Raw genomic sequence first — 25,119 nt, 5'->3', positions numbered from 1 at the left:
CGCAACCACCGCCGGCGTGCGACGGCGCGCTACGCTGGGTTACAATTGCCGGTTTCCGACGACCTGTCGGCCGTTTCCCACAGTCTTCAAGCGAGGTAATTCCATGGTCCACAGTATGACCGCCTTCGCCCGCGTCGAGCGCGCCGGCACCCATGGAACCCTCAGCTGGGAACTGCGCTCGGTCAACCATCGCTACCTCGAGCCCAACCTGCGCCTGCCCGAAGCCTTCCGCGACCTCGAAGGCGCGGTGCGCGAGGCGCTGCGCCAGGGCCTGTCGCGCGGCAAGGTGGAATGCACCCTGCGCTTCAACGAGGAAAACGCCGGCAAGCCGCTGCAAGTCGACCGCGAACGCGCCGCGCAACTGGTCGCCGCCGCCGAGACCGTCGCCGGCCTGATCCAGCAGCCCGCCCCGCTCGACCCGCTGGCCGTGCTGGCCTGGCCGGGTGTGCTGGTGGGCGATGCCGCCGATCCGCAGGCGCTCAATGCCAGCGCGCTGGCCGCCTTCAATCAGGCCCTGGACGAGCTCAAGGCCGGCCGCGCCCGCGAAGGCGCGGACCTGGCGAAGATCATCGACGAACGCCTGAGCGCCATGCAGGAAGAAGTGGTGAACCTGCGCGAGCTGGTGCCACAGATGCTCGCCAACCAGCGCCAGAAGATCCTCGATCGCTTCAACGAGATGAAGGCCGAGCTCGACCCGCAGCGCCTGGAGCAGGAAATGGTCCTGCTGGCGCAGAAGAGCGACGTCGCCGAAGAACTCGACCGCCTGACCACCCACGTCACCGAAGTGCGCCGCGTGCTCAAGGCCGGCGGAGCTGCCGGCCGCCGCCTGGACTTCCTGATGCAGGAACTCAACCGCGAAGCCAACACGCTGGGTTCGAAGGCTTTCGACCCGCGCTCGACCCAGGCGGCGGTCAACCTCAAGGTCCTGATCGAGCAGATGCGCGAGCAGGTCCAGAACATCGAGTAAGCCGGACGCCTCCGGCTTCCATTCAGTCAACCGTTACTCCAGGAAAGCGCCATGTCCGGCACCCTGTACATCGTTTCCGCGCCGTCGGGCGCCGGCAAGACCAGCCTGGTCAAGGCCCTGCTTGACGCCATGCCCAACGTGCGCGTCTCCGTTTCCCACACCACCCGCGGCATGCGTCCGGGCGAAGTGGACGGGGTGAACTACCACTTCGTCGGCCATGACACCTTCAAGGCCATGCTCGAGCGCAACGAGTTCCTCGAGCACGCGCAGGTCTTCGACAACCTCTACGGTACCTCTCAGCGCTGGGTGGAAAAGACCCTTGCCGAGGGCAACGACCTGATCCTGGAGATCGACTGGCAGGGCGCGCAGCAGGTGCGCCGGCTGATGCCCCAGGCGCAGTCGATCTTCATCCTGCCGCCGACCCAGGAAGCCCTACGCCAGCGCCTGACCAACCGCGGCCAGGACAGCGACGAGGTGATCGAGCGGCGCATGCAGGAAGCCGTCAGTGAAATGAGCCACTATGTGGAATATGATCACCTGGTGATCAACGACGACTTCGCCCACGCGCTGGAAGACCTCAAGGCGATCTTCCGCGCCCGCCAGCTGCGCCAGGATGCCCAGCAGCAGCGCCACACCGATCTGCTGCAGCGTTTGCTGGCCTGAAGCAGCCGAGAGAAGGCACTTCCATAAAGATTGGCGATTTTTTAAACTACTCAGTCCGCCCGGCTTTCTCCGGGCTTCCATTTAGTAACGAGGAACACCATGGCCCGCGTCACCGTTGAAGACTGCCTGGACAACGTCGATAACCGTTTCGAGCTGGTCATGCTCGCCACCAAGCGTTCGCGCCAACTGGCTACCGGCGGCAAAGAGCCCAAGGTACCGTGGGAAAACGACAAGCCCACCGTCGTTGCTCTGCGCGAAATCGCTTCCGGCCTGATTGACAACGAAATCGTTCTGCTGGAGGACGTGGTTGAAGAAGAACCGCTGTTCGCTGCCTTCGAAGACGAGGCCAACCACGAGGCCCTGTAAGTCGATGTCCGGCCGACGAATTGGCACACCACGACTGGCCGCTCGGCAGGGGGTAGACCCATGCCGAGCATAGACGCCTTCGCTGATCGTCTGTCGAGCTATCTGGGCCCGGACCAGGTCAACCTGGTCCGCCGCGCCTACTACTACGCCGAGCAGGCCCACGACGGGCAGCGCCGCCGCAGCGGCGAGGCTTACGTCACCCATCCGCTCGCCGTCGCCAATATTCTCGCCGACATGCACATGGACCATCAGAGCCTGATGGCGGCCATGCTGCACGACGTGATCGAGGACACCGGCATCGCCAAGGAAGCGCTCACCGCGCAGTTCGGCGAAACCGTCTCGGAACTCGTGGATGGGGTCAGCAAGCTGACCCAGATGAACTTCGAGTCCAAGGCCGAGGCGCAGGCCGAGAACTTCCAGAAGATGGCCATGGCCATGGCGCGCGACATCCGCGTGATCCTGGTGAAGCTGGCCGACCGCCTGCACAACATGCGCACGCTGGAAGTACTGTCCGGCGAGAAGCGCCGGCGTATCGCCAAGGAAACCCTGGAAATCTACGCGCCCATCGCCAACCGGCTGGGCATGCACAGCATGCGCGTGGAATTCGAGGACCTGGGCTTCAAGGCCATGCACCCGATGCGCTCCGAGCGCATCCGCCAGGCGGTGAAGAAAGCCCGTGGCAACCGCCGCGAGATCGTCGGCAAGATCCAGGAATCGCTGGTCAACTGCCTCGCCCGCGAGGGCATGGAAGGCCAGGTCCTGGGCCGCGAGAAGCACCTGTTCAGCATCTACAAGAAGATGCGCGGCAAGCGCAAGGCGTTCAACGAGATCATGGACGTCTACGCCTTCCGCGTCATCGTCGACAAGGTCGACACCTGCTACCGCGTGCTCGGCGCCGTGCACAACCTGTACAAGCCGTTCCCCGGTCGCTTCAAGGACTACATCGCGATTCCCAAGGCCAACGGCTACCAGTCGTTGCACACCACGCTGTTCGGCATGCACGGCGTGCCCATCGAGATCCAGATCCGCACCCGCGAGATGGAAGAGATGGCCAACCACGGGATCGCCGCGCACTGGCTGTACAAGTCCAGCGAGGACGAGTCGCCCAAGGGCACCCACGCCCGCGCCCGCCAGTGGGTGAAGGGCATCCTCGAACTGCAGCAGCGCGCCGGCAACTCGCTGGAATTCATCGAGAACGTGAAGATCGACCTGTTCCCGGACGAGGTCTACGTCTTCACGCCCAAGGGCCGCATCATGGAGCTGCCCAAGGGCTCCACGGCGGTCGACTTCGCCTACGCGGTGCACACCGACGTCGGCAACAGCTGCATCGCCTGCCGCATCAACCGCCGCCTGGCGCCGCTGTCCGAACCGCTGCAGAGCGGCGCAACGGTGGAAATCGTCACCGCGCCGGGCACCCGGCCGAACCCGGCCTGGCTCAACTTCGTGGTCACCGGCAAGGCGCGCACGCACATCCGCCACGCGCTCAAGCTGCAGCGCCGCTCCGAGTCGATCAACCTCGGCGAGCGCCTGCTGAACAAGACCCTGGCCGGCTTCGACAGCCACCTGGAAAAGATCCCGCAGGAACGCATCCAGGGCGTGCTCAGCGAATACCGCATGGAAGTCTTCGAGGACCTGCTCGAAGAGATCGGCCTGGGCAACCGCATGGCCTACGTGGTCGCGCGTCGCCTGCTGTCCAGCGAAGGCGAGGAAGCGCCGAGCGCCGAGGGCCCGCTGGCCATCCGCGGCACCGAAGGCCTGGTACTCAGCTACGCCAAGTGCTGCACGCCGATTCCGGGCGACCCGATCGTCGGCCACCTGTCGGCCGGCAAGGGCATGGTCGTGCACCTGGAGAACTGCCGGAACATCAGCGAGATTCGCCACAATCCGGAAAAATGCATCCAGCTCAGCTGGGCCAAGGATGTCACCGGCGAATTCAACGTCGAACTGCGCGTCGAACTGGAACACCAGCGCGGCCTGATCGCCCTGCTCGCCACCAGCGTCAACGCCGCCGACGGCAACATCGAGAAGATCAGCATGGACGAGCGCGACGGCCGCATCAGCGTGGTCCAGCTCGTCGTCAGCGTGCATGACCGTGTGCACCTGGCCCGCGTCATCAAGAAGCTGCGCGCGCTCAAGGGCGTGATCCGCATCACCCGCATGCGCAGCTGATCCCACCCTAAGGAGTCGACATGACCAAGACCGTAATCCATACCGACAAAGCCCCGGCCGCCATCGGTACCTACTCCCAGGCCATCAAGGCCGGCAACACCGTCTATGTCTCCGGTCAGATCCCGCTGGACCCGAAAACCATGGAACTGGTCGAGGGCTTCGAAGAGCAGACCGTCCAGGTCTTCGAGAACCTGAAAGCCGTTATCGAGGCTTCCGGTGGCTACCTGCACGACGTCGCCAAGCTGAACATCTTCCTCACCGACCTGTCGCACTTCGCCAAGGTCAACGAGATCATGGGCAAGTACTTCACCCAGCCCTACCCGGCCCGCGCCGCCATCGGCGTCGCCGCCCTGCCCAAAGGCGCCCAGGTCGAGATGGACGCCATCGTCGTCCTCGAATAAGCGTCACGAAACACCTACGGGGCCCCAGCGGCCCCGTTCCTTTGTCTGCAAGGAGCAAACATGCGTCGCGCCCTGATCCTGAGCGCCCTGATCGGCCTGCTCACCGGCTGCGCCGGCACCCCGTCCGACCCTTCCGGTGTCTGGGTCAACCAGGCCGCCATCGACGCCGCCGGCAAGGGTGGCAAGCTGCGCGAGGCGCTGCTGGCCTACGGCCCTAACCTGGAATGGAAGCTGGACACCAAGACCAGCCAGGCAACCTTCAGCAACGGCTTCGAGCTGGGCGAAGGCCAGCTTACCGCTGAAGGTCCCAAGCACTACCGCGTCGAGTTCTACGGCAGCAACCAGGAAGCCCTGGAGCTGGACGGCAAGGAACTGGTGCAGGTAGGCAGCGACAACTGGCCCGAACAGCGCTTCCTGCGCCCCAAGGAGCAACCCGCCGCTCAGGTATCGGCCGGCAGCACCTTCGAGAACGCGCTGTATGCGGCCTACCTCAACGGCACCTGGATCATCGAGGAAGGCGAAGGCAAGGGCAGCAAGGTCAAGTTCCTCTCCAACGGCACCCTCGAAGGCATGCCGGGCTTCGACCGCTACGCGCTGTGCCTGGCCGGCGACTGCGCAGCCATGAGCGGCGACAACGACAGCATCTGGCTGCAACAGGGCCAGCAGGGCCGCGAGTACCTGTTCGAGCGCGACGGCGACAAGCTGGAGCTGTTCGAGGCGGTAAACCGCGCCCAGGCCGACGAGATGCCGCAGTACGCCCCGGGCAACAAGGTCTGGACCCTGGAGCGCGACTGATCCGCAAGCGGGCGGGCCGACAGCATCAGCGCAGCCCGCTCCACAGCAGCCAGCCACCCAGCGCCAGCAGCAATCCCCCGCAGATCCTGTCCAGCGCCGTGACCCGGCGCTTCAGCCAGCCGCGCCAGCGCGGGCGATCCAGCAGGCGCACCAGCGCCATGTCCCACAGCAGCACCACCGCGGCCATCCACAGCACGCAGGCGCCCAGCGCCCAGGCGGGCAGGTGGAACTGCCCGAGTACGCCGAACAGGCCGGTGTAGAAGATCGGCAGCTTGGGATTCAGGCTGCTGGCCAGAAACCCCTCGCGCACTCCCCGCAGGAAGCCGCCCGCCTCGCGGTGGCCGCTGGCCGTGGGGATCTCCAGCTCACGCCGCGCCAGCAGGGCCTGCGCACCGAGCCAGACGAAATACCCACCCCCCAGCAGTTGCACGACGCGCAGCCCATGGCTCGCCACCTCCGGCAGCAGGCCCAGGACGAACAACACCAGCAGCATGCTGGCCAGATTGGCCAGGGCGATGCCCGCTGCGCAGCCGTCTGCGTGGCGCCTGCCGCGCAAAAGCGCAGCACGGATCAGCAGGAAGAAATCCGGCCCCGGCGACAGCAGAGCGGCGAAATGGGTGCTGGCGACCAGCGCGAAGGCGGCGAACATGGCGATCTCCCGAATGCGGTGCCGCGCAGTCTGGAAGGCCCCGTCCCGAGCAGTCTTGGAAGAAACTCAGGTCCGCGTGGCGCGCAGGAAACGTCCGGGAGTGACGCCGGTAAAGCGGCGGAAGGTGCCGGAAAAATGCGCCTGGTCGTAGAAGCCCAGCGACAACGCGACGTCCAGTGGCTTCTCGCCGGACACCAGCAGACGCTTGGCCTCGCGGATGCGCCGTTGCAGCAGGTAGGTATGCGGCGGCACGCCGTAGGCGTTGCGGAAGGCTTCGATCAGATGACGCGGGTGGCGCTGCAACAGGGCGGCGAGGTCTTCCAGCGTGACGGCCTCGCGGTAATGCGCTTCCAGGTAATCCCGCAGCTGCGCCGTCACGCTGCCATCCCGCGACGCCGCCGCATTCGGACGCATCCCGCCATGGCGGATGAACACCCGCTCCAGCAGTGCCAGCAACTCGCTCTCCAGCGCCAGCGCATCGTTGCGTTCGAACTCGGTTGCCACGCGTTGCAGCGCGTCCGCGACTTGTCCATCGTCAGGTGGATTGAGCGCCTGGAAGCCGCGCGGCAACTGCTTGCGCCCCAGTAGCGGCAGCAGGCGCGATTCCTCGATGTAGAGCATGCGATAGACCAGCCGCTCGGTTTCGGCGTTGCCGGTGTGCGGCTCCTCCGGATTCATCAGCGACAGCGTGCCGGCGGGGAGCACGTGGTGCGCGCCGCGGCACTGGTAGCCGCCGGCGCCATGGAGGATGGCGCCGATGGCGAAGGCATCGTGGCTGTGGCGGCCGAAGGGCTGGCCGGAGAAGTCCGCGTGGAACAACTCCACCCCGGGCAACCAGGGGCGCGCCAGCAGCCGGTTGGCGTCCATCTCAGTCGTCTTTGCCAGCGAGGATCGCCGCGTAGCCTTCGCGGAAGCTCGGGTAACGCGGCTCCCAGCCGAGCGCACGGGCGCGGGCGTTGCTGCAGCGCTTGCTGCCGGCGCGGCGCACGGTCTGCTCGTCGGCCCAGTGGGTCACGCCGAGGTGCTCGCGCAGCCAGGCGACCACGTCATGCAAGGCGGCGGGATCGTTGTCGACGCCGAGGTAGCAGTCTTCCAGAGCAACACCTTGGCGATCGGCTTCCAGCAGATGCGCCAGCAGGCCGGCACAGTCCTCGGCGTGAATGCGGTTGGCGTACAGCGGCGGCTCGCTGGCTACGCGGTAGCCCTCGCGCACCTGTTTGAGCAGCCACTCGCGGCCGGGGCCGTAGATGCCGGTCAGGCGCACGACGCTGGCGGGAATACCGCTCTGCAGGGCCACCTGTTCGGCCTCGAGCATCACGCTGCCGGAATAGCTTTCGGCCTCGGCCGGCGAGGTCTCGTCGATCCACTGGCCATCGCGCTGGGCATAGACGCCGCTGCTGGAAACGAACAGCAGGCGCTTGGGCGTCTGCCCGCGTTGCTTGAGCCAGCCGAGGGTGTTGCGCAGGCCTTCGACGTACGCAGCACGATAACCAGCCTCGTCATGCTGGGTCGCGGCGGCGCAGTACACCAGGTAATCCAGGCTGCCGACCGGCCAGGTATCGGGGCATTCGAGCTGGGCCAGGTCACCTGCCACCGGCAGCACTTCCAGCGGCAGCGCGGCGACATTGCGACGCAGGCCATGGACGCGCCAGTCCTGCGCGGCCAGATGGCGCCCCAGGCGACTGCCGACATCGCCGCAGCCGACGATCATCAGGCTCGGGAAGGTGCTCTTGCTCATGCTTGGCTCCGCGAATCAAAGCTCGGCAGTTTAGCGCGGTTGGTTCGCGGCGGTGCAGCCGCTATGCTTGGGCCACCTCAACGGATTTAGTCGCCATGACCCTGACCGAACTGCGCTACATCGTCACGCTTGCCCAGGAGCAACACTTCGGCCGCGCCGCAGAGCGCTGCCATGTCAGCCAGCCGACCCTGTCGGTGGGCGTGAAGAAGCTGGAAGACGAGCTCGGCGTGCTGATCTTCGAGCGCAGCAAGAGTGCGGTGCGCCTGACCCCGGTCGGCGAAGGCATCGTGGCGCAGGCGCAGAAGGTGCTGGAGCAGGCCCAGGGCATCCGCGAACTGGCCCAGGCCGGCAAGAACCAGCTGACCTCGCCGCTCAAGGTCGGCGCCATCTACACCATCGGCCCGTACCTGTTCCCGCACCTGATCCCGCAGCTGCACCGGGTTGCCCCTCAGATGCCGCTGTACATCGAGGAAAACTTCACCCACATCCTGCGCGACAAGCTGCGCACCGGCGAGCTGGACGCGATCATCATCGCCCTGCCGTTCCAGGAAGCCGACGTGCTGACCCTGCAGCTGTTCGACGAGCCGTTCTACGTGCTGATGCCGGCGGACCATCAATGGACCGCGAAGAAGACCATCGACCCGGAGTTGCTCAACGACAAGAGCCTGCTGCTGCTCGGCGAGGGCCACTGCTTCCGCGACCAGGTACTCGAAGCCTGCCCGACGACCCACAAGGGCAGCGAGAACAAGCACACCACCGTGGAATCCAGCTCGCTGGAAACCATTCGCCACATGGTCGCCTCCGGCCTGGGCGTGTCGGTGCTGCCGTTCTCCGCCGTGGACAGCCACCACTATGCGCCGGGCGTGCTGGAAGTGCGTCCGTTCAGCGCGCCAGTGCCCTTCCGTACCGTCGCCATCGCCTGGCGCGCCAGCTTCCCGCGGCCGCGCGCCATCGAGGTGCTGGCCGACTCGATCCGCCTCTGTTCGGTCGCCAAGCCGACCGTCAAGGGTGAAGCCGAGCCGGCATGACCGATCTGTCTAACGTCCCGGTCACCGCGCTCAAGGGCGTAGGCGCCGCGCTGGAGGAGAAACTGGCGAAGGTCGGCCTGGAGAACCTCCAGGACATCCTCTTCCACCTGCCGCTGCGCTACCAGGACCGTACCCGCATCACTCCCATTGGCGCGCTGCGCCCAGGGCAGGATGCAGTAGTTGAAGGCGTGGTCTCCGGCGCCGACGTGGTGATGGGCAAGCGCCGCAGTTTATTGGTGCGCCTGCAGGACGGCACCGGCACGCTGAGCCTGCGCTTCTATCACTTCAGCCAGGCACAGAAGGAAAACCTCAAGCGCGGCACGCACCTGCGTTGCTACGGTGAGGCGCGCCCCGGCGCATCGGGCCTGGAGATCTACCACCCCGAATACCGCTCGCTCACCGACGCCGCCGCGGCGCCGGTGGAGCAGACGCTGACGCCGATCTACCCGACCACCGAAGGCCTTACCCAGCAGCGTCTGCGCCAGCTCAGCGAGCAGACACTGGCGCGCCTCGGCCCGTCGAGCCTGCCGGACTGGCTGCCGGCGGAGCTGGCCCGCGACTACCGCCTGGGCCCGCTGGACGAAGCCATCCGCTACCTGCACCGGCCGCCGCCGGACGCCGACCTGGAAGAACTCGCCGAGGGCCGCCACTGGGCCCAGCACCGCTTGGCCTTCGAGGAGCTGCTGACCCACCAGCTGTCGCTGCAACGCCTGCGCGAGAGCGTGCGCTCCCAGGCTGCGCCGCAGTTGCCGCCAGCCAAGCGCCTGCCGGCGCTGTACCTGAAGAACCTCGGCTTCAAGCCCACCGGCGCGCAGCAGCGCGTCGGTGCGGAGATCGCCTACGACCTCGCCCAGCCCGAACCCATGCTGCGCCTGGTGCAGGGTGACGTGGGTGCGGGCAAGACCGTGGTCGCCGCCCTCGCCGCCCTGCAGGCGCTGGAGGCCGGCTACCAGGTGGCGCTGATGGCCCCCACCGAGATCCTGGCCGAGCAGCACTTCCTCAACTTCACCAAGTGGTTGCAGCCGCTGGGTATCGAGGTCGCCTGGCTGGCCGGCAAGCTCAAGGGCAAGGCCCGCGCCAGCGCGCTGGAACAGATCGCTGGCGGCGCGCCGATGATCGTCGGCACCCACGCGTTGTTCCAGGACGAAGTGAAGTTCAAGCGCCTGGCTCTGGTGATCATCGACGAGCAACACCGCTTCGGCGTACAGCAGCGCCTCGCCCTGCGCCAGAAAGGCGTGGACGGCCGGCTCTGCCCGCACCAGTTGATCATGACCGCCACGCCCATCCCACGAACCCTGGCGATGAGCGCCTACGCCGACCTGGACACCTCGATCCTCGACGAGCTGCCGCCCGGCCGTACGCCGGTGAATACCGTGCTGGTGGCCGACAGCCGCCGCATCGAAGTGATCGAGCGCGTTCGTGCCGCCTGCGCTGAAGGCCGTCAGGCCTACTGGGTCTGTACGCTGATCGAAGAATCCGAAGAGCTGACCTGCCAGGCCGCGGAAACCACCTACGAGGAACTCTCCTCGGCGCTGGGCGAACTGCGCGTGGGCCTGATCCACGGCCGCATGAAGCCTGCGGACAAGGCCGTGGTCATGGAAGCCTTCAAGGAAGGCATGCTGCAGCTGCTGGTAGCGACCACGGTGATCGAGGTCGGCGTGGACGTGCCCAACTCCAGCCTGATGATCATCGAGAACCCCGAGCGCCTGGGCCTGGCCCAGCTGCACCAGCTGCGCGGCCGCGTCGGCCGGGGCAGTGCGGCGAGCCACTGCGTGCTGCTCTACCACCCGCCGCTGTCGCAGATCGGCCGCGAGCGCCTGGGGATCATGCGCGAAACCTGCGACGGCTTCGTCATCGCCGAGAAGGACCTGGAGCTACGTGGCCCCGGCGAAATGCTCGGCACCCGCCAGACCGGCCTGCTGCAATTCAAGGTCGCCGACCTGATGCGCGACGCCGACCTGCTGCCAGCGGTACGCGATGCCGCTCAAGCCCTGCTGGCACACTGGCCGCAATCGGTCAGCCCATTACTGGCACGCTGGCTGCGACACGGGCAGCAATACGGACAAGTGTGATGTATTTCACTCTCATCGGTCAGTTGACCGCTCGGTCACGCTGACTGCGTGGTTATACTCCGACCCAGCCGTTGATAACCGGATCACATTCATGAGCGATGCCGCACGCGCCCCATCCGACTCCTCGCAGGCCCCCGAGGTCATCCTGCAGCTGCTCGCCAAGCTGGGCATTCCCTCTCGCGAGGTGAGCGACGCCACCACGCTTCCCGCGGCGCGTCGGGTGCAGGCCAGCCTGCTGGAAGATGCCGTCGGCACCCTGCTGGTGCTGTTCCCGCAGAGCCAGCTGCTGGACCTCAATCGCCTCGCCGAACTCACCGGGCGCAAGCTGGTGGCGGTCAAGCCTGATCGCCTGGAGCGCATGCTCGGCAAGCACCAGCTCGGTCGCCTGCCGGCATTGCCGCCGCTGACCAGCTCGCCGTGCCTGTATGACGAGCGCCTGCTGCAGGAGCCCCAGCTGCTGATCGAATCCGGCACGCCGGGCACCCTGCTGGAGATTCCCACGGCGTCCTTCCGCAGCCTGCTGGAGAAAGCCAGTGCGGCGCGCTTCGGCGTGCTGCTGGACTCGATCCGGCCGAACCTCGATCGCCCGGACGACGACCGCAAGGAGATCACCCAGGCCGTGCAGGCGTTCACCGCCCGCCGCATCCAGCAGCGCCTGGAGGAAACCATCGAGATTCCGCCGCTGCCGGAAACCGCACAGAAGATCATCAAGCTGCGCGTCGATCCCAACGCCACGGTGGACGACATCACCGGCGTGGTGGAAACCGACCCGGCACTCGCTGCGCAGGTGGTCAGCTGGGCGGCCTCGCCCTACTACGCCGCACCCGGCAAGATCCGCTCGGTGGAAGACGCCATCGTCCGCGTGCTGGGCTTCGACCTGGTGATCAACCTCGCCCTGGGCCTGGCCCTGGGCAAGACCCTGAGCCTGCCCAAGGACCAGCCGCAGCACGCCACGCCCTACTGGCACCAGGCGATCTACACCGCTGCGGTGATCGAGGGCCTGACCCGCGCCGTGCCCCGCGCCGAACGCCCGGAAGCCGGCCTGACCTACCTGGGCGGCCTGCTGCACAGCATCGGCTACCTGGTCCTGGCGCACATCTTCCCGCCGCATTTCTCGCTGATCTGCCGGCACCTGGAAGTGAACCCGCACGTCGAGCACAACCTCGTCGAGCAGCACCTGCTGGGCATCACCCGCGAGCAGATCGGCGCCTGGCTGATGCGCACCTGGGACATGCCGGAAGAGATCTACACCGCGCTGCGCTTCCAGCACGATCCGTCCTATGCCGGCGACTGCTCGGCCTACGCCAACCTGGTGTGCCTGGCGACCCGCCTGCTGCGCAACCACGGCATCGGCAGCGGCCCGGAGACCGATATCCCGCAGGACCTGCTGGACCGCCTGGACATCCCGCGTGAAAAGGCCGAAGACGCCGTGCGCAAGGTGCTCGACGCCGAAGCGGTACTGCGCGAGTTGGCCAGCCAGTTCAATCCCGGCCACTGAGCGAAGCCGCGCTTCCTCTTGTAGGAGTGAGCTTGCTCGCGAACCCAATAGCACCGAGCGGTTCCGGTTCGCGAGCAAGCTCGCTCCTACGAAAAGCCGTTATCTGCACCCATAAAAAAGCCCTCTCATGAGGGCTTTTTTGTGGCCGGTTCAGGCCGCTTTCTTGTCGCTGGCCGGTGCGGCCTTCTTCTTCGGTTTCAGGTACTTCACCAGGCCCTGGAACCAGATCACCAGGCCGGGGTTGCCCTGGATCTGGATGTCCTTGTTCTGGATGCCCTGCATGAAGGCCAGCTGGGGGTTCTTCGAGGTCATGGTGGCGAAGCCGTAGGCGCCGTCCTTGAAACCCAGCGCGAAGGCAGGGCTGGGGTGCGTGCCGCGGCGGGCGCTGACCTTGAGGTCCTTGACGATGTAGTGGCGGGCGACCTTGCCGTCGAGGGTGTGGAGCTGGAACACCAGGTCCTTGCCTTCGAGCTGCTTCTGGAATGCCGGGTTTTCGCGGCTGGCCTTGGCCATCAGGCGACCGAGCATCCACAGGAGAAGACGGAATTTCATGCACAAACCTCGACGTTCGAGACAAAAGTCTGCGCATTGTAGCCAGTTTGAAAACGGACTACATCCGGTCTTTTGGAGGGATTATGTAACTGGAGGAGGCAACCCGGAGCCGCTCTGGCCCCGGGTCAGGCGCGATCAGTTGACCGCGTCTTTCAGCGCCTTGCCCGGCTTGAAAGCAACGGTATTGCTGGCTTTGATCTTGACCGGTTGGCCGGTCTGCGGGTTCTTGCCGGTACGGGCGCCACGGTGGCGCTGAACGAAGGTACCGAAACCGACAAGGGTAACGCTGTCCTTGCGGTTGAGCGCGCCAGTGATTTCATCCAGCAGCGCGTTCAGCACCTTGTTGGCTTGTTCTTTGGTGAGGTCGGCCTTCTCGGCGATCGCGGCGGCGAGTTCTGGTTTACGCATAAATGCCTCTTTGACGGTTTGTTGTTGTTGTGTCCGTGCTGTCTTCCCAACAGCGCCCAAGGCACCGCAGCCTTGCCGTACAGGCTCTAGGCTGCGGCAGACGGGGGGAGAATGGCACGCCGAAAGCTGGTACGCCAGTATCGTCTGACAATTTGCGAGCAGTTTCCCAAGGCAAAAACGCCATAGACGGCGCCTGTCACGCCAACAGGGCCGGCAACTCCTTGTTCAAAGAGAGTTTTTCACTCACGGCGGCGCCTGTGAGGGCGTAACCGAGCAATCGACCGGCGGTATCCCGGCACAGGACCTTGAGGTCCGGGCCAGAGCCTTCCACCTGCCATTCGCCCTCGCTTCCGCGCGGGGGCGGCGACACCACCAGCGGGCACACCGGCGTCTTCACCGTCACGGGCATGGCACCGTAGGTCACCGGCGTCGGCTTGCCGGCCAGGGTCTGGGCCAGCGCGCGGGCGCAGGACATCAACGGCATCACGTACAGCAGGTTGAGGCCATCGACCTCGGCGCAGTCGCCCAGGGCGTAGATATTGGCGTGGGAGGTGCGCAGCTCGCGATTGACCATCACGCCACGGTTGATATCCAGGCCCGCGGCAGCGGCCAGATCGATGCGCGGGCGCAGGCCCACGGCAGAAACCACCAGGTCACAGAGGATCACCTGGCCATCGGAAAGATGCGCCTCCAGGGCATCTCCCGCACGCACGAGGCTGTTCAGCACCGGGCCGAGGTGGAAGCGCACGCCGAGGCCTTCCAGCCCCTGCTGCACAGCCTGGGCGGCAGCCGGGTGGAGCAGGCCGGGCATGACCTGCTCGCACGGCGCCACCACGTCGAGCTGGTAGCCGCCGCTGGACAGGTCGTTGGCGAATTCGCAGCCGATCAGGCCGGCGCCCAGCAGCAACACGCGGCGCTTGCCGGCGGCAGCCGCGCGGAAGCGCGCATAGTCCTCGAGATCGTTGATCGGGAAAATCAGCTCCTGGGCATCGCCCTCGACCGGCACGCGGATGGTTTCGGCGCCCCAGGCCAGCACCAGGTCGCGGTACTGGACTTCTTCTTCGCCGATCCAGATGCGCCGGTGGCCCGGATCGATGCCGGTGACACGAGTGTGGGTGAGGATGCGCGCCTTGAGCTGGTCGGCCATGGCGCCAGCCTCGGCCATCGCCAGACCGTCGGCGTCCTTGTCCTTGGAGAAGCCGGTGGAGAGCATCGGCTTGGAATAGGAGCGGCCGTCATCGGCGGTGATCAGCAGCAACGGCGTCTCGCTGTCCAGCTTGCGCCACTCGCGAGCCAGGTTGTAGCCGGCCAGGCCGGTGCCGATGATCACCAGCGGTGCGTTTTCGCTCATTGCTCTCTCCATTTCCAAAAGACGGCACATCGTAAAGACGGCACGGCGGCCATCGGGCCGCCGCGTTGATTCGTTATCTCGGCAGGGTTCAGGAAATTTCGATCATTTCGAAATCGATCTTGCCGACGCCGCAGTCCGGGCAGACCCAATCCGCCGGGATGTCTTCCCACGGCGTGCCGGGAGCTATGCCCTCCTCGGGCAACCCCAGCGCCTCGTCGTAGATGAAGCCACAGACCACGCATTGCCATTTGCGCATCAGCCAAGCCCTCCTGCGATTGCGAAGTGAACCTAACCCACTTTGACGGCGCCGGCCAACGGCGCCCGTGCCGCCGGGATGCGTCAGCAAGGCCAACCCGGCGTCCATCCAGTCTACCGCGCACGGCTGAGGCCTGCTGGCCACACAAACGCAGACGGCGGCCCGAAGGCCGCCGTCGCGGGGATTCCATTGGCCGTGGATCAGCCGATCTCGATCATCTCGAAATCCAGCTTGCCGACGCCGCAATCCGGGCACAGCCAGTCTTCCGGCACATCTTCCCAGCGGGTACCGGCGGCGATGCCCTCTTCCGGCCAGCCCTTGGTTTCGTCATAGATCAGGCCACAAACCACGCACTGCCACTTCTTCATCAGCTATCACCCTCATGTTCTTGTCGCTTGAACGTCAGTGCGTCCAATGTCCGGCTTTTTACTGGCGATGGGCTTGTGGCGCAAGCCCCTGAAAAAATGCGGGTAGCCGGCCAAACCTTTGGTGGGGTTTTGCGCAAGGCACTGTTGCAGACAACGCAATCGGAGCCGCAAAGCCGCCATGTTAAGCTGCCGCGTCCCTGGCCAACCGCAGTCGATACCGTGCCCGAAGCCGCCCTGATCCACCCGCCTCGCTGGCTCACCGCCGCCCAATTGCACCCTGCCCCCGCCGTCCAGGTGGTGGACTGGCTGTTCGACGAAGGCTCGCTGACGCGCCGCCTTACCGCGCTGTCCGACGGAGCCTTCGCCGTGCAGCCGCTTGCCGAGGGCTGGCATCGCCTGCGTACCGATGAGTGCGCTGCGCTGGGCGTGCCGGATGGCAGCCAGGGCTGGGTGCGCGAGGTGTACCTGAAGGGCCACGGCACGCCCTGGGTATTCGCCCGCAGCGTCGCTGCACGCTCGGCGCTGGAGGGCTCGGGTTTCGATTTGCGCCTGCTCGGCACGCGCTCCCTGGGCGAACTGCTGTTCAGTGACCGCGCCTTCCTGCGCGGGCCCATCGAAGTGTGCCGCTATCCTGCCGCCAGCCTGCCTGCCGAGGTCCGCGCCGAACGCCTGTGGGGGCGCCGCTCCTGCTTCAGCCGCGATGGCCTGGGCGTGCTGGTTGCCGAAGTATTCCTGCCGACACTGTGGCAACGCGTGGAACAACAGCCCGTATAATTCCCGGATCGTTTTCCGGAGGCCGCCATGTTCGTCGCCCTGATCAAACCCCTCGCCCGCCTGCATCCCCGCGCCTGGGACTTCATCCAGCTGACGCGCATGGACAAGCCGATCGGCATCTACCTGCTGCTCTGGCCGACGCTGTGGGCGCTGTGGATGGCCAGCGGCGGCGTGCCGAGCGTGAAGAACCTGGTGATCTTCGTCCTCGGCACCGTGCTGATGCGCATGGCCGGTTGCGTGATCAACGACTTCGCCGACCGCAAGCTCGACGGCCACGTGGAGCGCACCAAGGCGCGCCCGCTGGCCACCGGCAGGATCACCGTGCGCGAGGCCTGGATTGCCTTCTTCGTGCTGCTGGGCTTGAGCTTCCTGCTGGTGCTGTGCACCAACATACAGACCATCTGGCTGTCCTTCGGCGGGGCGGCCATCGCGGCGCTGTACCCGTTCATGAAGCGCTACACCTACTACCCGCAGGTGGTGCTGGGCGCGGCCTTCTCCTGGGGCATCCCAATGGCCTTCACCGCGGCCAGCGGCACCCTGCCGGCGGTGGCCTGGCTGCTGTTCTTCGCCAACGTGCTGTGGACGGTCGCGTATGACACCTACTACGCGATGACCGACCGCGAGGACGATCTGAAGATGGGCATGAAGTCCACGGCGATCCTCTTCGGCGACGCCGACCGGGTGATCAACCTGAGCCTGCAGGGCCTGATGCTCCTGCTGCTGATCCTGGCCGGCAACAAGCTGGCGATGCACCTGTATTACTACCTGGGCCTGGCCGTGGCGGCGGGCTGCTTCGCCTGGCAGTTCCATTCGACCCGCGACCGCGAGCCGATGAAGTGCTTCAAGGCCTTCCTGCACAACCACTGGGCGGGGCTGGCGATCTTCCTCGGCACCGTGCTGGACTTCGCCCTGCGCTGAGGCTGGGACATCCGTAGGAGCGGACTCCGTCCGCGATAGGTCCGCATCGCGCCGGAGGCCATCGCGGACGAAGCCCGCTCCTACAGAGAGCTTTACGGCTTGGCCATGTGCCAGACGCCCATCTTGCCTTCACCGGCCATGTCGCCGGCCTTCTTGTCCTGCACGAAGGTGTACAGCGGCTTGCCCTTGTAGGCCCACTGGGCGCTGCCGTCGTCACGCTTGATCAGCGTCCAGTCACCCATGGCGCTGTCATCTGCAGCGGCCATCAGCGGAGGCCAGTTCTGCGCGCAGCCGCCGTTGCACATCGACTTGCCGCCACTGTCCTTGTCGAAGGTGTAGAGCGTCATGCCCTTGGCATCGACCAGCATGCCGTTCTTCTCCATGCCGGGGCCGGCGGCCAGGGCGGACATCGCAGGCAGCATCAGGCCCAGTGCCAGGGCCGGGAATAGCAGTTTCATAACGCTTCTCCTCTGGTGAGGTGGAAACGGCGCGAGCATCGGCGCAAAGGCGGGCGGGATTGCGGGCAGGGCCGGCCAGGGCGACATCGACAACGCACTCACTACCGTCATCGCAAGACTCCGGCAGGTGAGCCTGCCGGACACACCGCCGACCGGGCCGGTGAGTTCCGCTTGTGCCGCGCGGCAAACGCGTGGCGGCCCATTGAGCATAGACGAGCGCTCTGCGACGAGGCTCGGCTAACATCCGGGTGTCACATTCATGAAATATTTCCGTTATCTAATGCGGCGCAACACAGAAATTCTGAGGCCTCAGCATGGTTGGCAAGACAATCCTCATCGTCGATGACGAAGCTCCGATCCGGGAAATGATCGCCGTGGCCCTGGAGATGGCCGGCTACGAATGTCTGGAGGCCGACAGCGCCCAGACGGCTCACGCGGTGATCGTCGATCGCAAACCGGACCTGATCCTGCTCGACTGGATGCTCCCGGGCACCTCCGGCATCGAACTGGCCCGCCGCCTCAAGCGCGACGAGCTGACCTCGGCCATCCCGATCATCATGCTCACCGCCAAGGGCGAAGAGGACAACAAGATCCAGGGTCTGGAAGTCGGCGCGGATGACTACATCACCAAGCCCTTCTCCCCGCGCGAACTGGTGGCCCGCCTGAAGGCCGTGCTGCGCCGCACCGGCGCCGGCGACAGCGAGACGCCGATCGAAGTGGGCGGCCTGATGCTCGACCCGATCAGCCACCGCGTGACCATCGACGGCAAGCCCGCCGAGATGGGTCCGACCGAATATCGCCTGCTGCAGTTCTTCATGACCCACCAGGAGCGCGCCTACACCCGTGGCCAGCTGCTGGACCAGGTCTGGGGCGGCAACGTCTACGTCGAGGAACGCACGGTCGACGTGCACATCCGTCGCCTGCGCAAGGCGCTGGGCGAGGTCTACGAAAATCTGGTTCAGACCGTGCGCGGCACCGGGTATCGTTTCTCGACCAAAAGCTGACCCGGCTAATCATCTGGCGGGCACAAGGAACGGAATTTCGTGACCCAGAACTGGAGTGGCGTGCTGATACGCCACCTGCTGCTAGTCGTAGCCGCCGGCACGCTGCTCGGCCTGATCACCGGCCAGTACGGCTGGGCCATCGCCGTGGCGCTGGGCGCCTACCTCGGTTGGTCGACCTGGCAGTTGCTGCGCCTGCACAAGTGGCTGAAGAACCACCAGCCCGATGAAGCCCCGCCCGATGGCTATGGCCTGTGGGGCGAGGTGTTCGACAGCATCTACCACCTGCAGCGGCGCAACCAGAGGGCCCGCGGGCGCCTGCAGGCGGTGATCGACCGCATGCAGGAATCCACCGCGGCGCTGCGCGACGGCATGATCCTGCTCGATCGCGATGGCAACCTGGAATGGTGGAACCAGTCCGCCGAGCGCCTGCTGGGCCTCAAGAGCCCGCAGGACGGCGGCCAACCGGTCACCAACCTGGTGCGCCACCCGCGCTTCAAGGAATACTTCGAAGGCGAGGATTACCGCGAGCCGCTGGAGCTTTCCTCCCCCATCAGCGACAACCTGCGCCTGCAATTCCACATCACCCTGTACGGCGCCGGCGAACACCTGATGCTGGTGCGCGACGTGACCCGCGTCCACCAGCTGGAACAGATGCGCAAGGACTTCGTCGCCAACGTCTCCCACGAGCTGCGCACGCCCTTGACGGTGATCGCCGGCTACCTGGAGACGCTGCTCGACAACGTCGAGGACGTGAACCCGCGCTGGACCCGCGCGCTGCAGCAGATGCAGCAGCAGGCCGGGCGCATGCAGAACCTGCTAAACGACCTGCTCCTGCTGGCCAAGCTGGAAGCCACCGACTACCCAGCGGACAACAAGCCGGTGGCGGTGGACCTGATGCTGCTGTCGATTCGCAACGACGCCCACGCGCTGTCCGGCGCGCGCAACCATCGCATCAGCCTGGAGGCCGACTCGAAGCTGAAGCTCAAGGGCAGCGAGGCGGAACTGCGCAGCGCCTTCTCCAACCTGGTGTTCAACGCCGTGAAGTACACCCCCGATGAAGGCGAGATCCGCATCCGCTGGTGGGGCGACGAACAGGGCGCGCACCTGGCCGTGCAGGACAGCGGCATCGGCATCGATCCCAAGCACCTGCCGCGCCTGACCGAGCGCTTCTACCGCGTCGACTCCAGCCGCAACGCCAGCACCGGCGGCACCGGCCTGGGCCTGGCCATCGTCAAGCACGTCCTGCTGCGCCATCGCAGTACCCTGGACATCAGCAGCGTGCCGGGCAAGGGCAGCAGCTTCACCTGTCACTTCCCGCCGCAACAGGTCGAGAGCCGCGCATAGCAGCCCTCCGCTTCGACTCTTGCGCGAGCGGGCTTGCCAGCCGGGCCCGCTGAACCGCATTCTTGTCCGTCCATTTGCAAACCAACAGAACCATGGACCCTTCCCCTAGTAGCAACTTCCTCACTTATTTCGCCGATTTCGGCCTGATCCTGTTCGCCCTGTTCCTCGTCGTACTCAACGGCTTCTTCGTCGCCGCCGAGTTCGCCATGGTCAAGCTGCGCTCCACCCGCGTGGAGACCATCGCCAACCAGCACGGCTGGCGCGGCACCATCCTGCGCAAGGTGCACAACCAGCTCGACGCCTATCTCTCCGCCTGCCAGCTGGGCATCACCCTGGCATCGCTGGGCCTGGGCTGGGTCGGCGAGCCGGCCTTCGCCGAGCTGCTGGAGCCCCTGCTGGCCGCGATTGGCGTGCACTCCGAGGAAGTCATCCGCGGCGTGTCGTTCTTCACCGCGTTCTTCATCATTTCCTACCTGCACATTGTAGTCGGCGAGCTCGCGCCCAAGTCCTGGGCGATCCGCAAGCCGGAGCTTCTGTCGCTGTGGACCGCAGTGCCGCTCTACCTGTTCTACTGGGCCATGTACCCGGCCATCTGGCTGCTCAACGCCAGTGCCAACGCCATCCTCAAGATCGCCGGGCAGGGCGAACCGGGCCCGCACCATGAGCACCACTACAGCCGTGATGAGCTGAAACTGATCCTGCACTCCAGCCGCGCCCACGACCCCAGCGACCAGGGCATGCGCGTGCTGGCTTCGGCAGTGGAGCTGGGCGAGCTGGAAGTCGCCGACTGGGCCAACTCCCGCGAGGACCTGGTCTACCTCGAGCGCACGGCGCCGCTGGATGACATCCTCGCCACCATTCGCCGCCACAAGTACAGCCGCTACCCGGTGTACGACAGCGAGAAGAACGAGTTCATCGGCCTGCTGCACATCAAGGACCTGCTGCTGGCCCTGGCCACGCTGGACAGCCTGCCGGAGTCCTTCGATCTCGACGAGCTGACCCACCCGCTGGAAATGGTCACCAAGCACCTGCCGCTGGCCCGCCTGCTGGAGCAGTTCCGCCAGGGCGGCTCGCACTTCGCTCTGGTGGAGGAAGCCGACCACAAGGTCGTCGGCTACCTGACCATGGAAGACGTGCTGGAAGTGCTGGTCGGCGATATCCAGGACGAACACCGCAAGGCCGAGCGCGGCATCGTCGCCTACCAGCCCGGCAAGCTGCTGGTGCGTGGCGATACCCCGCTGTTCAAGCTGGAGCGCCTGCTGGGCATCGATCTGGATCACATCGAGGCCGACACCCTCGCCGGCCTCGTCTACGACACGCTCAAGCGCGTACCGGAGGAAGAGGAAGTCCTGGATACCGAAGGCCTGCGCATCATCGTGAAGAAGATGAAAGGCCCGAAGATCGTCCTCGCCAAGGTGGTGAAGCTCGACTGAGCCTGTTGCCCCTGAATGAAAAAGGCTGCCTTCGGGCAGCCTTTTTCTTTGGCTCTTCGTAGGAGCGAGCTTGCTCGCGAACAGTGCTCGCCGATGCGCTGGAGGTGGGCGGGTTCGCGAGCAAGCTCGCTCCTACATGGATGCCGCGCTGCGCTCAGTGCTCCCTGACCACCGCGAAGTTCGGCAGCGTGTCCACCGGCTGGGAGAAGTCATAGGGAATCGACTCCAGCGCCAGGCCGACGTTGCGCTGCACCACGAAGTGCAGATGCGGGCCGCTGCTGTTGCCGGTGTTGCCCGACTGCGCCAGCGGCGTGCCGGTACCGACGCGCTGGCCCTCGTGCACCAGCACCGAACCCCGCATGAGGTGTAGATACACGCCCATGGTGCCGTCGTCATGCAGCACCCGCACGAAGTTGCCGGAAGGATTCTTGCCGCGGCCGTCCTGAGCGTTCTCGACCTTCACCACGGTACCGCCACGCGCCGCAACGATGGGCGTGCCCACCGGCATGGCGATGTCCATGGCGTAGCGGCCCTTGGGCGTGAAGTGGCTGTAGCGGCCGTTGGCGCCCTGGGTCAGGCGGAACGGCCCACCCACCCACGGCAAAGCGTACTGGTAGGACAAGGGCGTCGGGCGCGGGTCACCCAGCGCGTAGCGCAGCTTGGGCTTGTAGCGCAGTGGCCTGGCGGGGTCGAGCGGAGCCAGAGTAGCGAGACGGATCGAGCTGCGCGGCGCCAGCACCCAGCGGATCGGTCGTTCCGGCGCGCCCACGGCGTTCTGCACGCCGGTCACGCTCAACTCCACCTCCACCGGTGCGTATAGATCGTTGCGCACCTGCAGCGTCTCGCCGCCAGCGTGCTTCTTCGTCTCCAGTTTCACCTGTTCTTCCAGGTGCTCGACCATGCGATCGCGGAAGACGAACACGGCCGCACCCGCCACGGCTTTATCCGTGTAGGTGACCACGCCGTTGGCGTCGGTGTACTTGTAGATGGTCACGGCCGAAGCCGTCCCGGAGGCGGCCAATAGACCGCACAGGAGGATACTGCGCCCTAGCATGTCGACTCTGGTTATAGGTATTGCGACGCTGGCAAGACTAGCAGCGCAGGCCCTGCGCCGCGACCTGCCGCCGGTCGGCCTGTGAAGCAGTACTACCCAGAGGGCGGCCCATTTGTAACCGAATCAGGCGCCGGGCACGTAATGCTTCTGGGTGCTGCCGCGGGCGATCAGGCGCGACAGGTAGTCGAGCTTCTGTGGATCACGGTCGACGAAACGGAAGGTCAGTTGCAGCCACTCGCTGTCCGGCTTGGGCTCCAGCGCTGCCACGGCGTGCAGGTAGCCGTTGAGGCGAGCGACGTCGCTGTCTTCCTCCAGATCGAGCACGGCGCTTTCCAGCACCTGCGGCAGCGGCGTACCGCGCTTCACTACCAGCAACGCTTCCTTGAGGCTCAGCGCCTTGATGACGCAGGGCAGGTTCGCCGAAGGCAGGCGCAGTTGCCCTTGCTGGCCCTTGGCGCCACTGCGCGCGGCGGGAGCGGCCACTGTCGGTGCTGCAGCAGCCGGAGCCGGGCGTGGCGCGGCGGGTGCCGCCGCCGGACGAACCACTTCTGCCTTGCCACCGGTAAGGGCGGCCAGGGAGTCGTTGGGCATCGAGCCGACCAGGCTGCGCTGCGGCGCCTGCGCTGCCAGGGCTTCCAGCTTGCCGGCACGCGACAGCGCTTTCTTCACCTTGCTCACCAGCTGGTCGTTGGAGAACGGCTTGCCGATGAAATCGGAGACGCCGGCCTGGATGGCCTGCACCACGTTGTCCTTGTCGCCACGGCTGGTGACCATGATGAAGGGTGTGGTCTTCAGGCTGTCCTGCTCGCGGCACCAGGTGAGCAACTCGATACCCGAGAGCTCGGGCATTTCCCAGTCGCAGAGGATCAGGTCCACCGGTTGGCGCGCGAGGAACTGCTGGGCCTTGCGGCCGTTGACCGCCTCTTCGATCTGCAGGCCGGGGAAATGGTCCCGCAGCCCCTTCTTCACCAGGTCACGGATGAACGGAGCGTCATCCACCACCAGCACACTGACTTTGCCCATCGGCATCTCCCGCAAACGATAGGGCGAAGAATAGCCTTGCCGGGTGGCTACGTGCCATTGGTGCGGGACCGCCTGGCCATAAAATGACGAACCCGGCGCGAGGGCCGGGTTCGTTCTGGCACGGGCGTCTGGCTTATTCGGCCTTGTCTGCCTTGGCAGCGGTGCCCTGTACTTCTTCCTTCATGCGGGTCAGGCCGATGTGGCGGACATCGGTGCCGCGCACCAGGTAGATCACCAGTTCGGCGATGTTGCGTGCATGGTCGCCGATACGCTCCAGCGAGCGCAGGGCCCAGATGACGTTGAGCACGCGGGAGATGGCGCGCGGGTCTTCCATCATGTAGGTGACCAGCTCGCGCAGGGCGGTCTTGTATTCGCGGTCGACGGTCTTGTCGTACTGCGCGACCGACAGCGCGAGGTCCGCATCGAAACGGGCAAAGGCGTCCAGCGCCTCCTGCACCATCTTGCGCACCTGGTTGCCGATGTGGCGCACCTCGACGTAGCCGCGCGGTGATTCGCCTTCCTCGCACAGCTGGATGGCGCGGCGGGCGATCTTCGAGGCTTCGTCGCCGATGCGCTCGAGGTCAATCACCGACTTGGAGATGCTGATGATCAGGCGCAGGTCGGAGGCGGCCGGCTGGCGGCGGGCGAGGATGCGCAGGCATTCCTCGTCGATGTTGCGCTCCATCTGGTTGATCTGGTCGTCGATCTCGCGCACCTGCTGGGCGAGGCCGGAATCGGCGTCGATCAGCGCGTTGACGGCGTCGTTGACCTGCTTCTCCACCAGGCCACCCATGGCCAGCAGATGGCTGCGCACATCTTCCAGCTCGGCATTGAACTGCTGCGAGATGTGGTGGGTGAGGCTTTCTTTGTTGATCATGTTCGCTCCGCGAAAGCCGCAGGCTCCGGGCCGCTGGCTTGTGATGTTCTCCGGGAAGTTCTACCGCGCACGCGATACCGCGAAACTAGCCGTAGCGACCGGTGATGTAGTCTTCCGTCTGCTTCTTGGCCGGGTTGGTGAACAGGGTATCGGTATCGCCGAACTCGATCAGCTTGCCCATGTACATGAACGCCGTGTAGTCGGAGACGCGCGCGGCCTGCTGCATGTTGTGGGTCACGATGACGATGGTGAACTTGGATTTCAGCTCGTAGATCAGCTCTTCGATCTTCAGGGTGGAGATCGGGTCCAGCGCCGAGCAGGGTTCGTCGAGCAGCAGCACTTCCGGCTCCACGGCGATGGTGCGGGCGATGACCAGACGCTGTTGCTGACCACCGGAGAGACCGAGGGCGGACTCGTGCAGGCGATCCTTTACCTCGTCCCACAGCGCGGCGCCTTTGAGCGCCCACTCGACAGCTTCATCGAGCACACGCTTCTTGTTGATGCCCTGGATGCGCAGGCCGTACACCACGTTCTCGTAGATGCTCTTGGGGAACGGGTTGGGCTTCTGGAACACCATGCCGACGCGGCGGCGCAGTTCGGCGACGTCGACGTTCTTGGCGAAGATGTTGTGGCCGTCCAGGCGGATCTCGCCCTTCACGTTGCAGCCGTCGACCAGGTCGTTCATGCGGTTGAAGCAGCGCAGCAGGGTGGACTTGCCGCAACCGGACGGGCCGATGAAGGCGGTCACGCGCTGCTTGGGGATGTTCATGCTGACGTCGAACAGCGCCTGTTTCTCGCCGTAGAACAGGCTCAGGCCCGGCACTTCGAGGGCGACGGTCTCGCTTTCCAGCTTCATGCCGTGGCGGTCGCCGCGACCGAGCGCGCCGATGTCGATGCCGTGGGATGAGGTTTCATGTTGCATGTTCAGTCTCCTTGGGAGGCTTGGCGGCGGG

At 65.7% G+C, this 25,119-nt stretch carries 27 protein-coding genes; 14 read left to right on the top strand and 13 right to left on the bottom strand.

Going from position 1 to position 25,119, the window contains the following annotated elements; translation table 11 throughout:
• Positions 1 to 103 precede the first annotated feature (103 nt).
• The 6 genes from G4G71_RS03920 (at position 104) to G4G71_RS03895 (ending at position 5,361) form a co-directional block, all read left to right on the top strand.
• The gene (locus G4G71_RS03920) at positions 104 to 967 is read left to right on the top strand and encodes a YicC/YloC family endoribonuclease (RefSeq protein WP_054910059.1); all 864 of its coding nucleotides are present in this window, start codon (positions 104 to 106) and stop codon (positions 965 to 967) included.
• A 51-nt stretch (positions 968 to 1,018) separates the two neighbouring features.
• Positions 1,019 to 1,630 carry a guanylate kinase gene (gene gmk, locus G4G71_RS03915; protein ID WP_169935484.1) on the top strand — a complete coding sequence of 204 codons (612 nt, stop codon included), beginning with the start codon at positions 1,019 to 1,021 and terminating at the stop codon, positions 1,628 to 1,630.
• A gap of 99 nt (positions 1,631 to 1,729) precedes the next feature.
• Positions 1,730 to 1,996 (top strand): DNA-directed RNA polymerase subunit omega, encoded by a 267-nt coding sequence (gene rpoZ, locus G4G71_RS03910; protein WP_169935482.1) that lies wholly within the window; start codon positions 1,730 to 1,732, stop codon positions 1,994 to 1,996.
• Between the two features lie 60 nt (positions 1,997 to 2,056).
• Positions 2,057 to 4,165, top strand: coding sequence for a bifunctional GTP diphosphokinase/guanosine-3',5'-bis pyrophosphate 3'-pyrophosphohydrolase (spoT, locus tag G4G71_RS03905; RefSeq protein WP_169935480.1), 2,109 nt, complete (start codon positions 2,057 to 2,059; stop codon positions 4,163 to 4,165).
• Between the two features lie 20 nt (positions 4,166 to 4,185).
• On the top strand, positions 4,186 to 4,566 hold the full coding sequence (locus G4G71_RS03900; protein WP_024762056.1) for a RidA family protein: 381 nt from the start codon (positions 4,186 to 4,188) through the stop codon (positions 4,564 to 4,566).
• Between the two features lie 60 nt (positions 4,567 to 4,626).
• Positions 4,627 to 5,361 carry a putative periplasmic lipoprotein gene (locus G4G71_RS03895; RefSeq protein WP_169935478.1) on the top strand — a complete coding sequence of 245 codons (735 nt, stop codon included), beginning with the start codon at positions 4,627 to 4,629 and terminating at the stop codon, positions 5,359 to 5,361.
• 25 nt (positions 5,362 to 5,386) lie between these two features.
• Here G4G71_RS03895 and G4G71_RS03890 read toward each other — a convergent pair whose 3' ends face one another.
• The 3 genes from G4G71_RS03890 to G4G71_RS03880 form a co-directional block, all read right to left on the bottom strand.
• Positions 5,387 to 6,010 carry a LysE family translocator gene (locus tag G4G71_RS03890; RefSeq protein ID WP_169935476.1) on the bottom strand — a complete coding sequence of 208 codons (624 nt, stop codon included), beginning with the start codon at positions 6,008 to 6,010 and terminating at the stop codon, positions 5,387 to 5,389.
• Positions 6,011 to 6,076: 66 nt separating this feature from the next.
• A complete protein-coding gene (locus tag G4G71_RS03885) occupies positions 6,077 to 6,877 on the bottom strand; it encodes a helix-turn-helix transcriptional regulator (RefSeq protein WP_169935474.1) in 801 nt (266 codons plus the stop codon).
• A 1-nt stretch (position 6,878) separates the two neighbouring features.
• On the bottom strand, positions 6,879 to 7,748 hold the full coding sequence (locus tag G4G71_RS03880) for an NAD-dependent epimerase/dehydratase family protein (protein ID WP_169935471.1): 870 nt from the start codon (positions 7,746 to 7,748) through the stop codon (positions 6,879 to 6,881).
• Positions 7,749 to 7,843: 95 nt separating this feature from the next.
• Here G4G71_RS03880 and G4G71_RS03875 point away from each other — a divergent pair, with 95 nt between their 5' ends.
• The 3 genes from G4G71_RS03875 (at position 7,844) to G4G71_RS03865 (ending at position 12,346) form a co-directional block, all read left to right on the top strand.
• The gene (locus G4G71_RS03875; RefSeq protein WP_037016754.1) at positions 7,844 to 8,776 is read left to right on the top strand and encodes a hydrogen peroxide-inducible genes activator; all 933 of its coding nucleotides are present in this window, start codon (positions 7,844 to 7,846) and stop codon (positions 8,774 to 8,776) included.
• Positions 8,773 to 10,848 carry an ATP-dependent DNA helicase RecG gene (gene recG, locus G4G71_RS03870; RefSeq protein ID WP_169935469.1) on the top strand — a complete coding sequence of 692 codons (2,076 nt, stop codon included), beginning with the start codon at positions 8,773 to 8,775 and terminating at the stop codon, positions 10,846 to 10,848. The genes G4G71_RS03875 and recG overlap by 4 nt, the downstream gene beginning before the upstream one ends.
• A gap of 91 nt (positions 10,849 to 10,939) precedes the next feature.
• Positions 10,940 to 12,346 (top strand): aminoacyl-tRNA deacylase and HDOD domain-containing protein, encoded by a 1,407-nt coding sequence (locus G4G71_RS03865; RefSeq protein WP_054910051.1) that lies wholly within the window; start codon positions 10,940 to 10,942, stop codon positions 12,344 to 12,346.
• Positions 12,347 to 12,496: 150 nt separating this feature from the next.
• Here G4G71_RS03865 and G4G71_RS03860 read toward each other — a convergent pair whose 3' ends face one another.
• From G4G71_RS03860 to G4G71_RS03840, 5 genes are all read right to left on the bottom strand, one after another.
• Positions 12,497 to 12,898, bottom strand: a complete 402-nt coding sequence (locus G4G71_RS03860; RefSeq protein ID WP_024762049.1) for a hypothetical protein — start codon at positions 12,896 to 12,898, stop codon at positions 12,497 to 12,499.
• A gap of 135 nt (positions 12,899 to 13,033) precedes the next feature.
• Positions 13,034 to 13,306, bottom strand: coding sequence for an HU family DNA-binding protein (locus G4G71_RS03855; RefSeq protein ID WP_017520695.1), 273 nt, complete (start codon positions 13,304 to 13,306; stop codon positions 13,034 to 13,036).
• A gap of 196 nt (positions 13,307 to 13,502) precedes the next feature.
• Positions 13,503 to 14,657 (bottom strand): NAD(P)/FAD-dependent oxidoreductase, encoded by a 1,155-nt coding sequence (locus G4G71_RS03850; protein ID WP_169935467.1) that lies wholly within the window; start codon positions 14,655 to 14,657, stop codon positions 13,503 to 13,505.
• A gap of 88 nt (positions 14,658 to 14,745) precedes the next feature.
• Positions 14,746 to 14,913 (bottom strand): rubredoxin, encoded by a 168-nt coding sequence (locus G4G71_RS03845; protein ID WP_024762047.1) that lies wholly within the window; start codon positions 14,911 to 14,913, stop codon positions 14,746 to 14,748.
• A gap of 200 nt (positions 14,914 to 15,113) precedes the next feature.
• The gene (locus G4G71_RS03840) at positions 15,114 to 15,281 is read right to left on the bottom strand and encodes a rubredoxin (protein ID WP_015479573.1); all 168 of its coding nucleotides are present in this window, start codon (positions 15,279 to 15,281) and stop codon (positions 15,114 to 15,116) included.
• A gap of 234 nt (positions 15,282 to 15,515) precedes the next feature.
• Here G4G71_RS03840 and G4G71_RS03835 point away from each other — a divergent pair, with 234 nt between their 5' ends.
• Entirely contained in the window at positions 15,516 to 16,055 is a 540-nt protein-coding gene (locus tag G4G71_RS03835) for a chorismate lyase (RefSeq protein ID WP_169942509.1), read from the top strand.
• Between the two features lie 27 nt (positions 16,056 to 16,082).
• On the top strand, positions 16,083 to 16,973 hold the full coding sequence (gene ubiA / locus G4G71_RS03830) for a 4-hydroxybenzoate octaprenyltransferase (protein WP_169935465.1): 891 nt from the start codon (positions 16,083 to 16,085) through the stop codon (positions 16,971 to 16,973).
• A gap of 92 nt (positions 16,974 to 17,065) precedes the next feature.
• Here the strand turns inward: ubiA and G4G71_RS03825 are convergent, their stop codons facing one another.
• Positions 17,066 to 17,431 carry a COG4315 family predicted lipoprotein gene (locus G4G71_RS03825; RefSeq protein ID WP_024762044.1) on the bottom strand — a complete coding sequence of 122 codons (366 nt, stop codon included), beginning with the start codon at positions 17,429 to 17,431 and terminating at the stop codon, positions 17,066 to 17,068.
• A gap of 314 nt (positions 17,432 to 17,745) precedes the next feature.
• Between G4G71_RS03825 and phoB the strand changes: the two genes are divergently transcribed.
• The 3 genes from phoB to G4G71_RS03810 all read left to right on the top strand — a co-directional run bounded on the left by phoB (position 17,746) and on the right by G4G71_RS03810 (position 21,212).
• A complete protein-coding gene (phoB, locus tag G4G71_RS03820; RefSeq protein ID WP_054910046.1) occupies positions 17,746 to 18,435 on the top strand; it encodes a phosphate regulon transcriptional regulator PhoB in 690 nt (229 codons plus the stop codon).
• 39 nt (positions 18,436 to 18,474) lie between these two features.
• The gene (gene phoR / locus G4G71_RS03815; RefSeq protein ID WP_169935463.1) at positions 18,475 to 19,779 is read left to right on the top strand and encodes a phosphate regulon sensor histidine kinase PhoR; all 1,305 of its coding nucleotides are present in this window, start codon (positions 18,475 to 18,477) and stop codon (positions 19,777 to 19,779) included.
• Between the two features lie 92 nt (positions 19,780 to 19,871).
• Complete coding sequence (locus G4G71_RS03810) at positions 19,872 to 21,212, top strand: hemolysin family protein (RefSeq protein WP_054910044.1); 1,341 nt, start codon at positions 19,872 to 19,874, stop codon at positions 21,210 to 21,212.
• A gap of 154 nt (positions 21,213 to 21,366) precedes the next feature.
• Here the strand turns inward: G4G71_RS03810 and G4G71_RS03805 are convergent, their stop codons facing one another.
• From G4G71_RS03805 to pstB, 4 genes are all read right to left on the bottom strand, one after another.
• Positions 21,367 to 22,266 (bottom strand): peptidoglycan DD-metalloendopeptidase family protein, encoded by a 900-nt coding sequence (locus G4G71_RS03805; RefSeq protein ID WP_169935461.1) that lies wholly within the window; start codon positions 22,264 to 22,266, stop codon positions 21,367 to 21,369.
• A 123-nt stretch (positions 22,267 to 22,389) separates the two neighbouring features.
• Positions 22,390 to 23,289, bottom strand: coding sequence for a response regulator (locus G4G71_RS03800; protein WP_169935459.1), 900 nt, complete (start codon positions 23,287 to 23,289; stop codon positions 22,390 to 22,392).
• Between the two features lie 133 nt (positions 23,290 to 23,422).
• Positions 23,423 to 24,166 carry a phosphate signaling complex protein PhoU gene (gene phoU / locus G4G71_RS03795; RefSeq protein WP_054910041.1) on the bottom strand — a complete coding sequence of 248 codons (744 nt, stop codon included), beginning with the start codon at positions 24,164 to 24,166 and terminating at the stop codon, positions 23,423 to 23,425.
• Positions 24,167 to 24,251: 85 nt separating this feature from the next.
• Positions 24,252 to 25,088, bottom strand: coding sequence for a phosphate ABC transporter ATP-binding protein PstB (gene pstB / locus G4G71_RS03790; protein WP_169935458.1), 837 nt, complete (start codon positions 25,086 to 25,088; stop codon positions 24,252 to 24,254).
• Between the last annotated feature and the right edge of the window lie 31 nt (positions 25,089 to 25,119).

Source organism: Pseudomonas multiresinivorans (assembly GCF_012971725.1).
Classification (GTDB): Bacteria; Pseudomonadota; Gammaproteobacteria; order Pseudomonadales; family Pseudomonadaceae; genus Pseudomonas; species Pseudomonas multiresinivorans.
Note: the sequence above shows the minus strand (reverse complement) of the source record. Positions and strands in the feature narration are given on the sequence as shown.

Coding starts and splice junctions, on each gene's coding strand:
- G4G71_RS03920 (WP_054910059.1), top strand. CDS start 104: ATGGTCCACAGTATGACCGCCTTCGCCCGCGTCGAGCGCGCCGGCACC.
- gmk (WP_169935484.1), top strand. CDS start 1,019: ATGTCCGGCACCCTGTACATCGTTTCCGCGCCGTCGGGCGCCGGCAAG.
- rpoZ (WP_169935482.1), top strand. CDS start 1,730: ATGGCCCGCGTCACCGTTGAAGACTGCCTGGACAACGTCGATAACCGT.
- spoT (WP_169935480.1), top strand. CDS start 2,057: ATGCCGAGCATAGACGCCTTCGCTGATCGTCTGTCGAGCTATCTGGGC.
- G4G71_RS03900 (WP_024762056.1), top strand. CDS start 4,186: ATGACCAAGACCGTAATCCATACCGACAAAGCCCCGGCCGCCATCGGT.
- G4G71_RS03895 (WP_169935478.1), top strand. CDS start 4,627: ATGCGTCGCGCCCTGATCCTGAGCGCCCTGATCGGCCTGCTCACCGGC.
- G4G71_RS03890 (WP_169935476.1), bottom strand. CDS start 6,010: ATGTTCGCCGCCTTCGCGCTGGTCGCCAGCACCCATTTCGCCGCTCTG.
- G4G71_RS03885 (WP_169935474.1), bottom strand. CDS start 6,877: ATGGACGCCAACCGGCTGCTGGCGCGCCCCTGGTTGCCCGGGGTGGAG.
- G4G71_RS03880 (WP_169935471.1), bottom strand. CDS start 7,748: ATGAGCAAGAGCACCTTCCCGAGCCTGATGATCGTCGGCTGCGGCGAT.
- G4G71_RS03875 (WP_037016754.1), top strand. CDS start 7,844: ATGACCCTGACCGAACTGCGCTACATCGTCACGCTTGCCCAGGAGCAA.
- recG (WP_169935469.1), top strand. CDS start 8,773: ATGACCGATCTGTCTAACGTCCCGGTCACCGCGCTCAAGGGCGTAGGC.
- G4G71_RS03865 (WP_054910051.1), top strand. CDS start 10,940: ATGAGCGATGCCGCACGCGCCCCATCCGACTCCTCGCAGGCCCCCGAG.
- G4G71_RS03860 (WP_024762049.1), bottom strand. CDS start 12,898: ATGAAATTCCGTCTTCTCCTGTGGATGCTCGGTCGCCTGATGGCCAAG.
- G4G71_RS03855 (WP_017520695.1), bottom strand. CDS start 13,306: ATGCGTAAACCAGAACTCGCCGCCGCGATCGCCGAGAAGGCCGACCTC.
- G4G71_RS03850 (WP_169935467.1), bottom strand. CDS start 14,657: ATGAGCGAAAACGCACCGCTGGTGATCATCGGCACCGGCCTGGCCGGC.
- G4G71_RS03845 (WP_024762047.1), bottom strand. CDS start 14,913: ATGCGCAAATGGCAATGCGTGGTCTGTGGCTTCATCTACGACGAGGCG.
- G4G71_RS03840 (WP_015479573.1), bottom strand. CDS start 15,281: ATGAAGAAGTGGCAGTGCGTGGTTTGTGGCCTGATCTATGACGAAACC.
- ubiA (WP_169935465.1), top strand. CDS start 16,083: ATGTTCGTCGCCCTGATCAAACCCCTCGCCCGCCTGCATCCCCGCGCC.
- G4G71_RS03825 (WP_024762044.1), bottom strand. CDS start 17,431: ATGAAACTGCTATTCCCGGCCCTGGCACTGGGCCTGATGCTGCCTGCG.
- phoB (WP_054910046.1), top strand. CDS start 17,746: ATGGTTGGCAAGACAATCCTCATCGTCGATGACGAAGCTCCGATCCGG.
- G4G71_RS03810 (WP_054910044.1), top strand. CDS start 19,872: ATGGACCCTTCCCCTAGTAGCAACTTCCTCACTTATTTCGCCGATTTC.
- G4G71_RS03805 (WP_169935461.1), bottom strand. CDS start 22,266: ATGCTAGGGCGCAGTATCCTCCTGTGCGGTCTATTGGCCGCCTCCGGG.
- G4G71_RS03800 (WP_169935459.1), bottom strand. CDS start 23,289: ATGGGCAAAGTCAGTGTGCTGGTGGTGGATGACGCTCCGTTCATCCGT.
- phoU (WP_054910041.1), bottom strand. CDS start 24,166: ATGATCAACAAAGAAAGCCTCACCCACCACATCTCGCAGCAGTTCAAT.
- pstB (WP_169935458.1), bottom strand. CDS start 25,088: ATGCAACATGAAACCTCATCCCACGGCATCGACATCGGCGCGCTCGGT.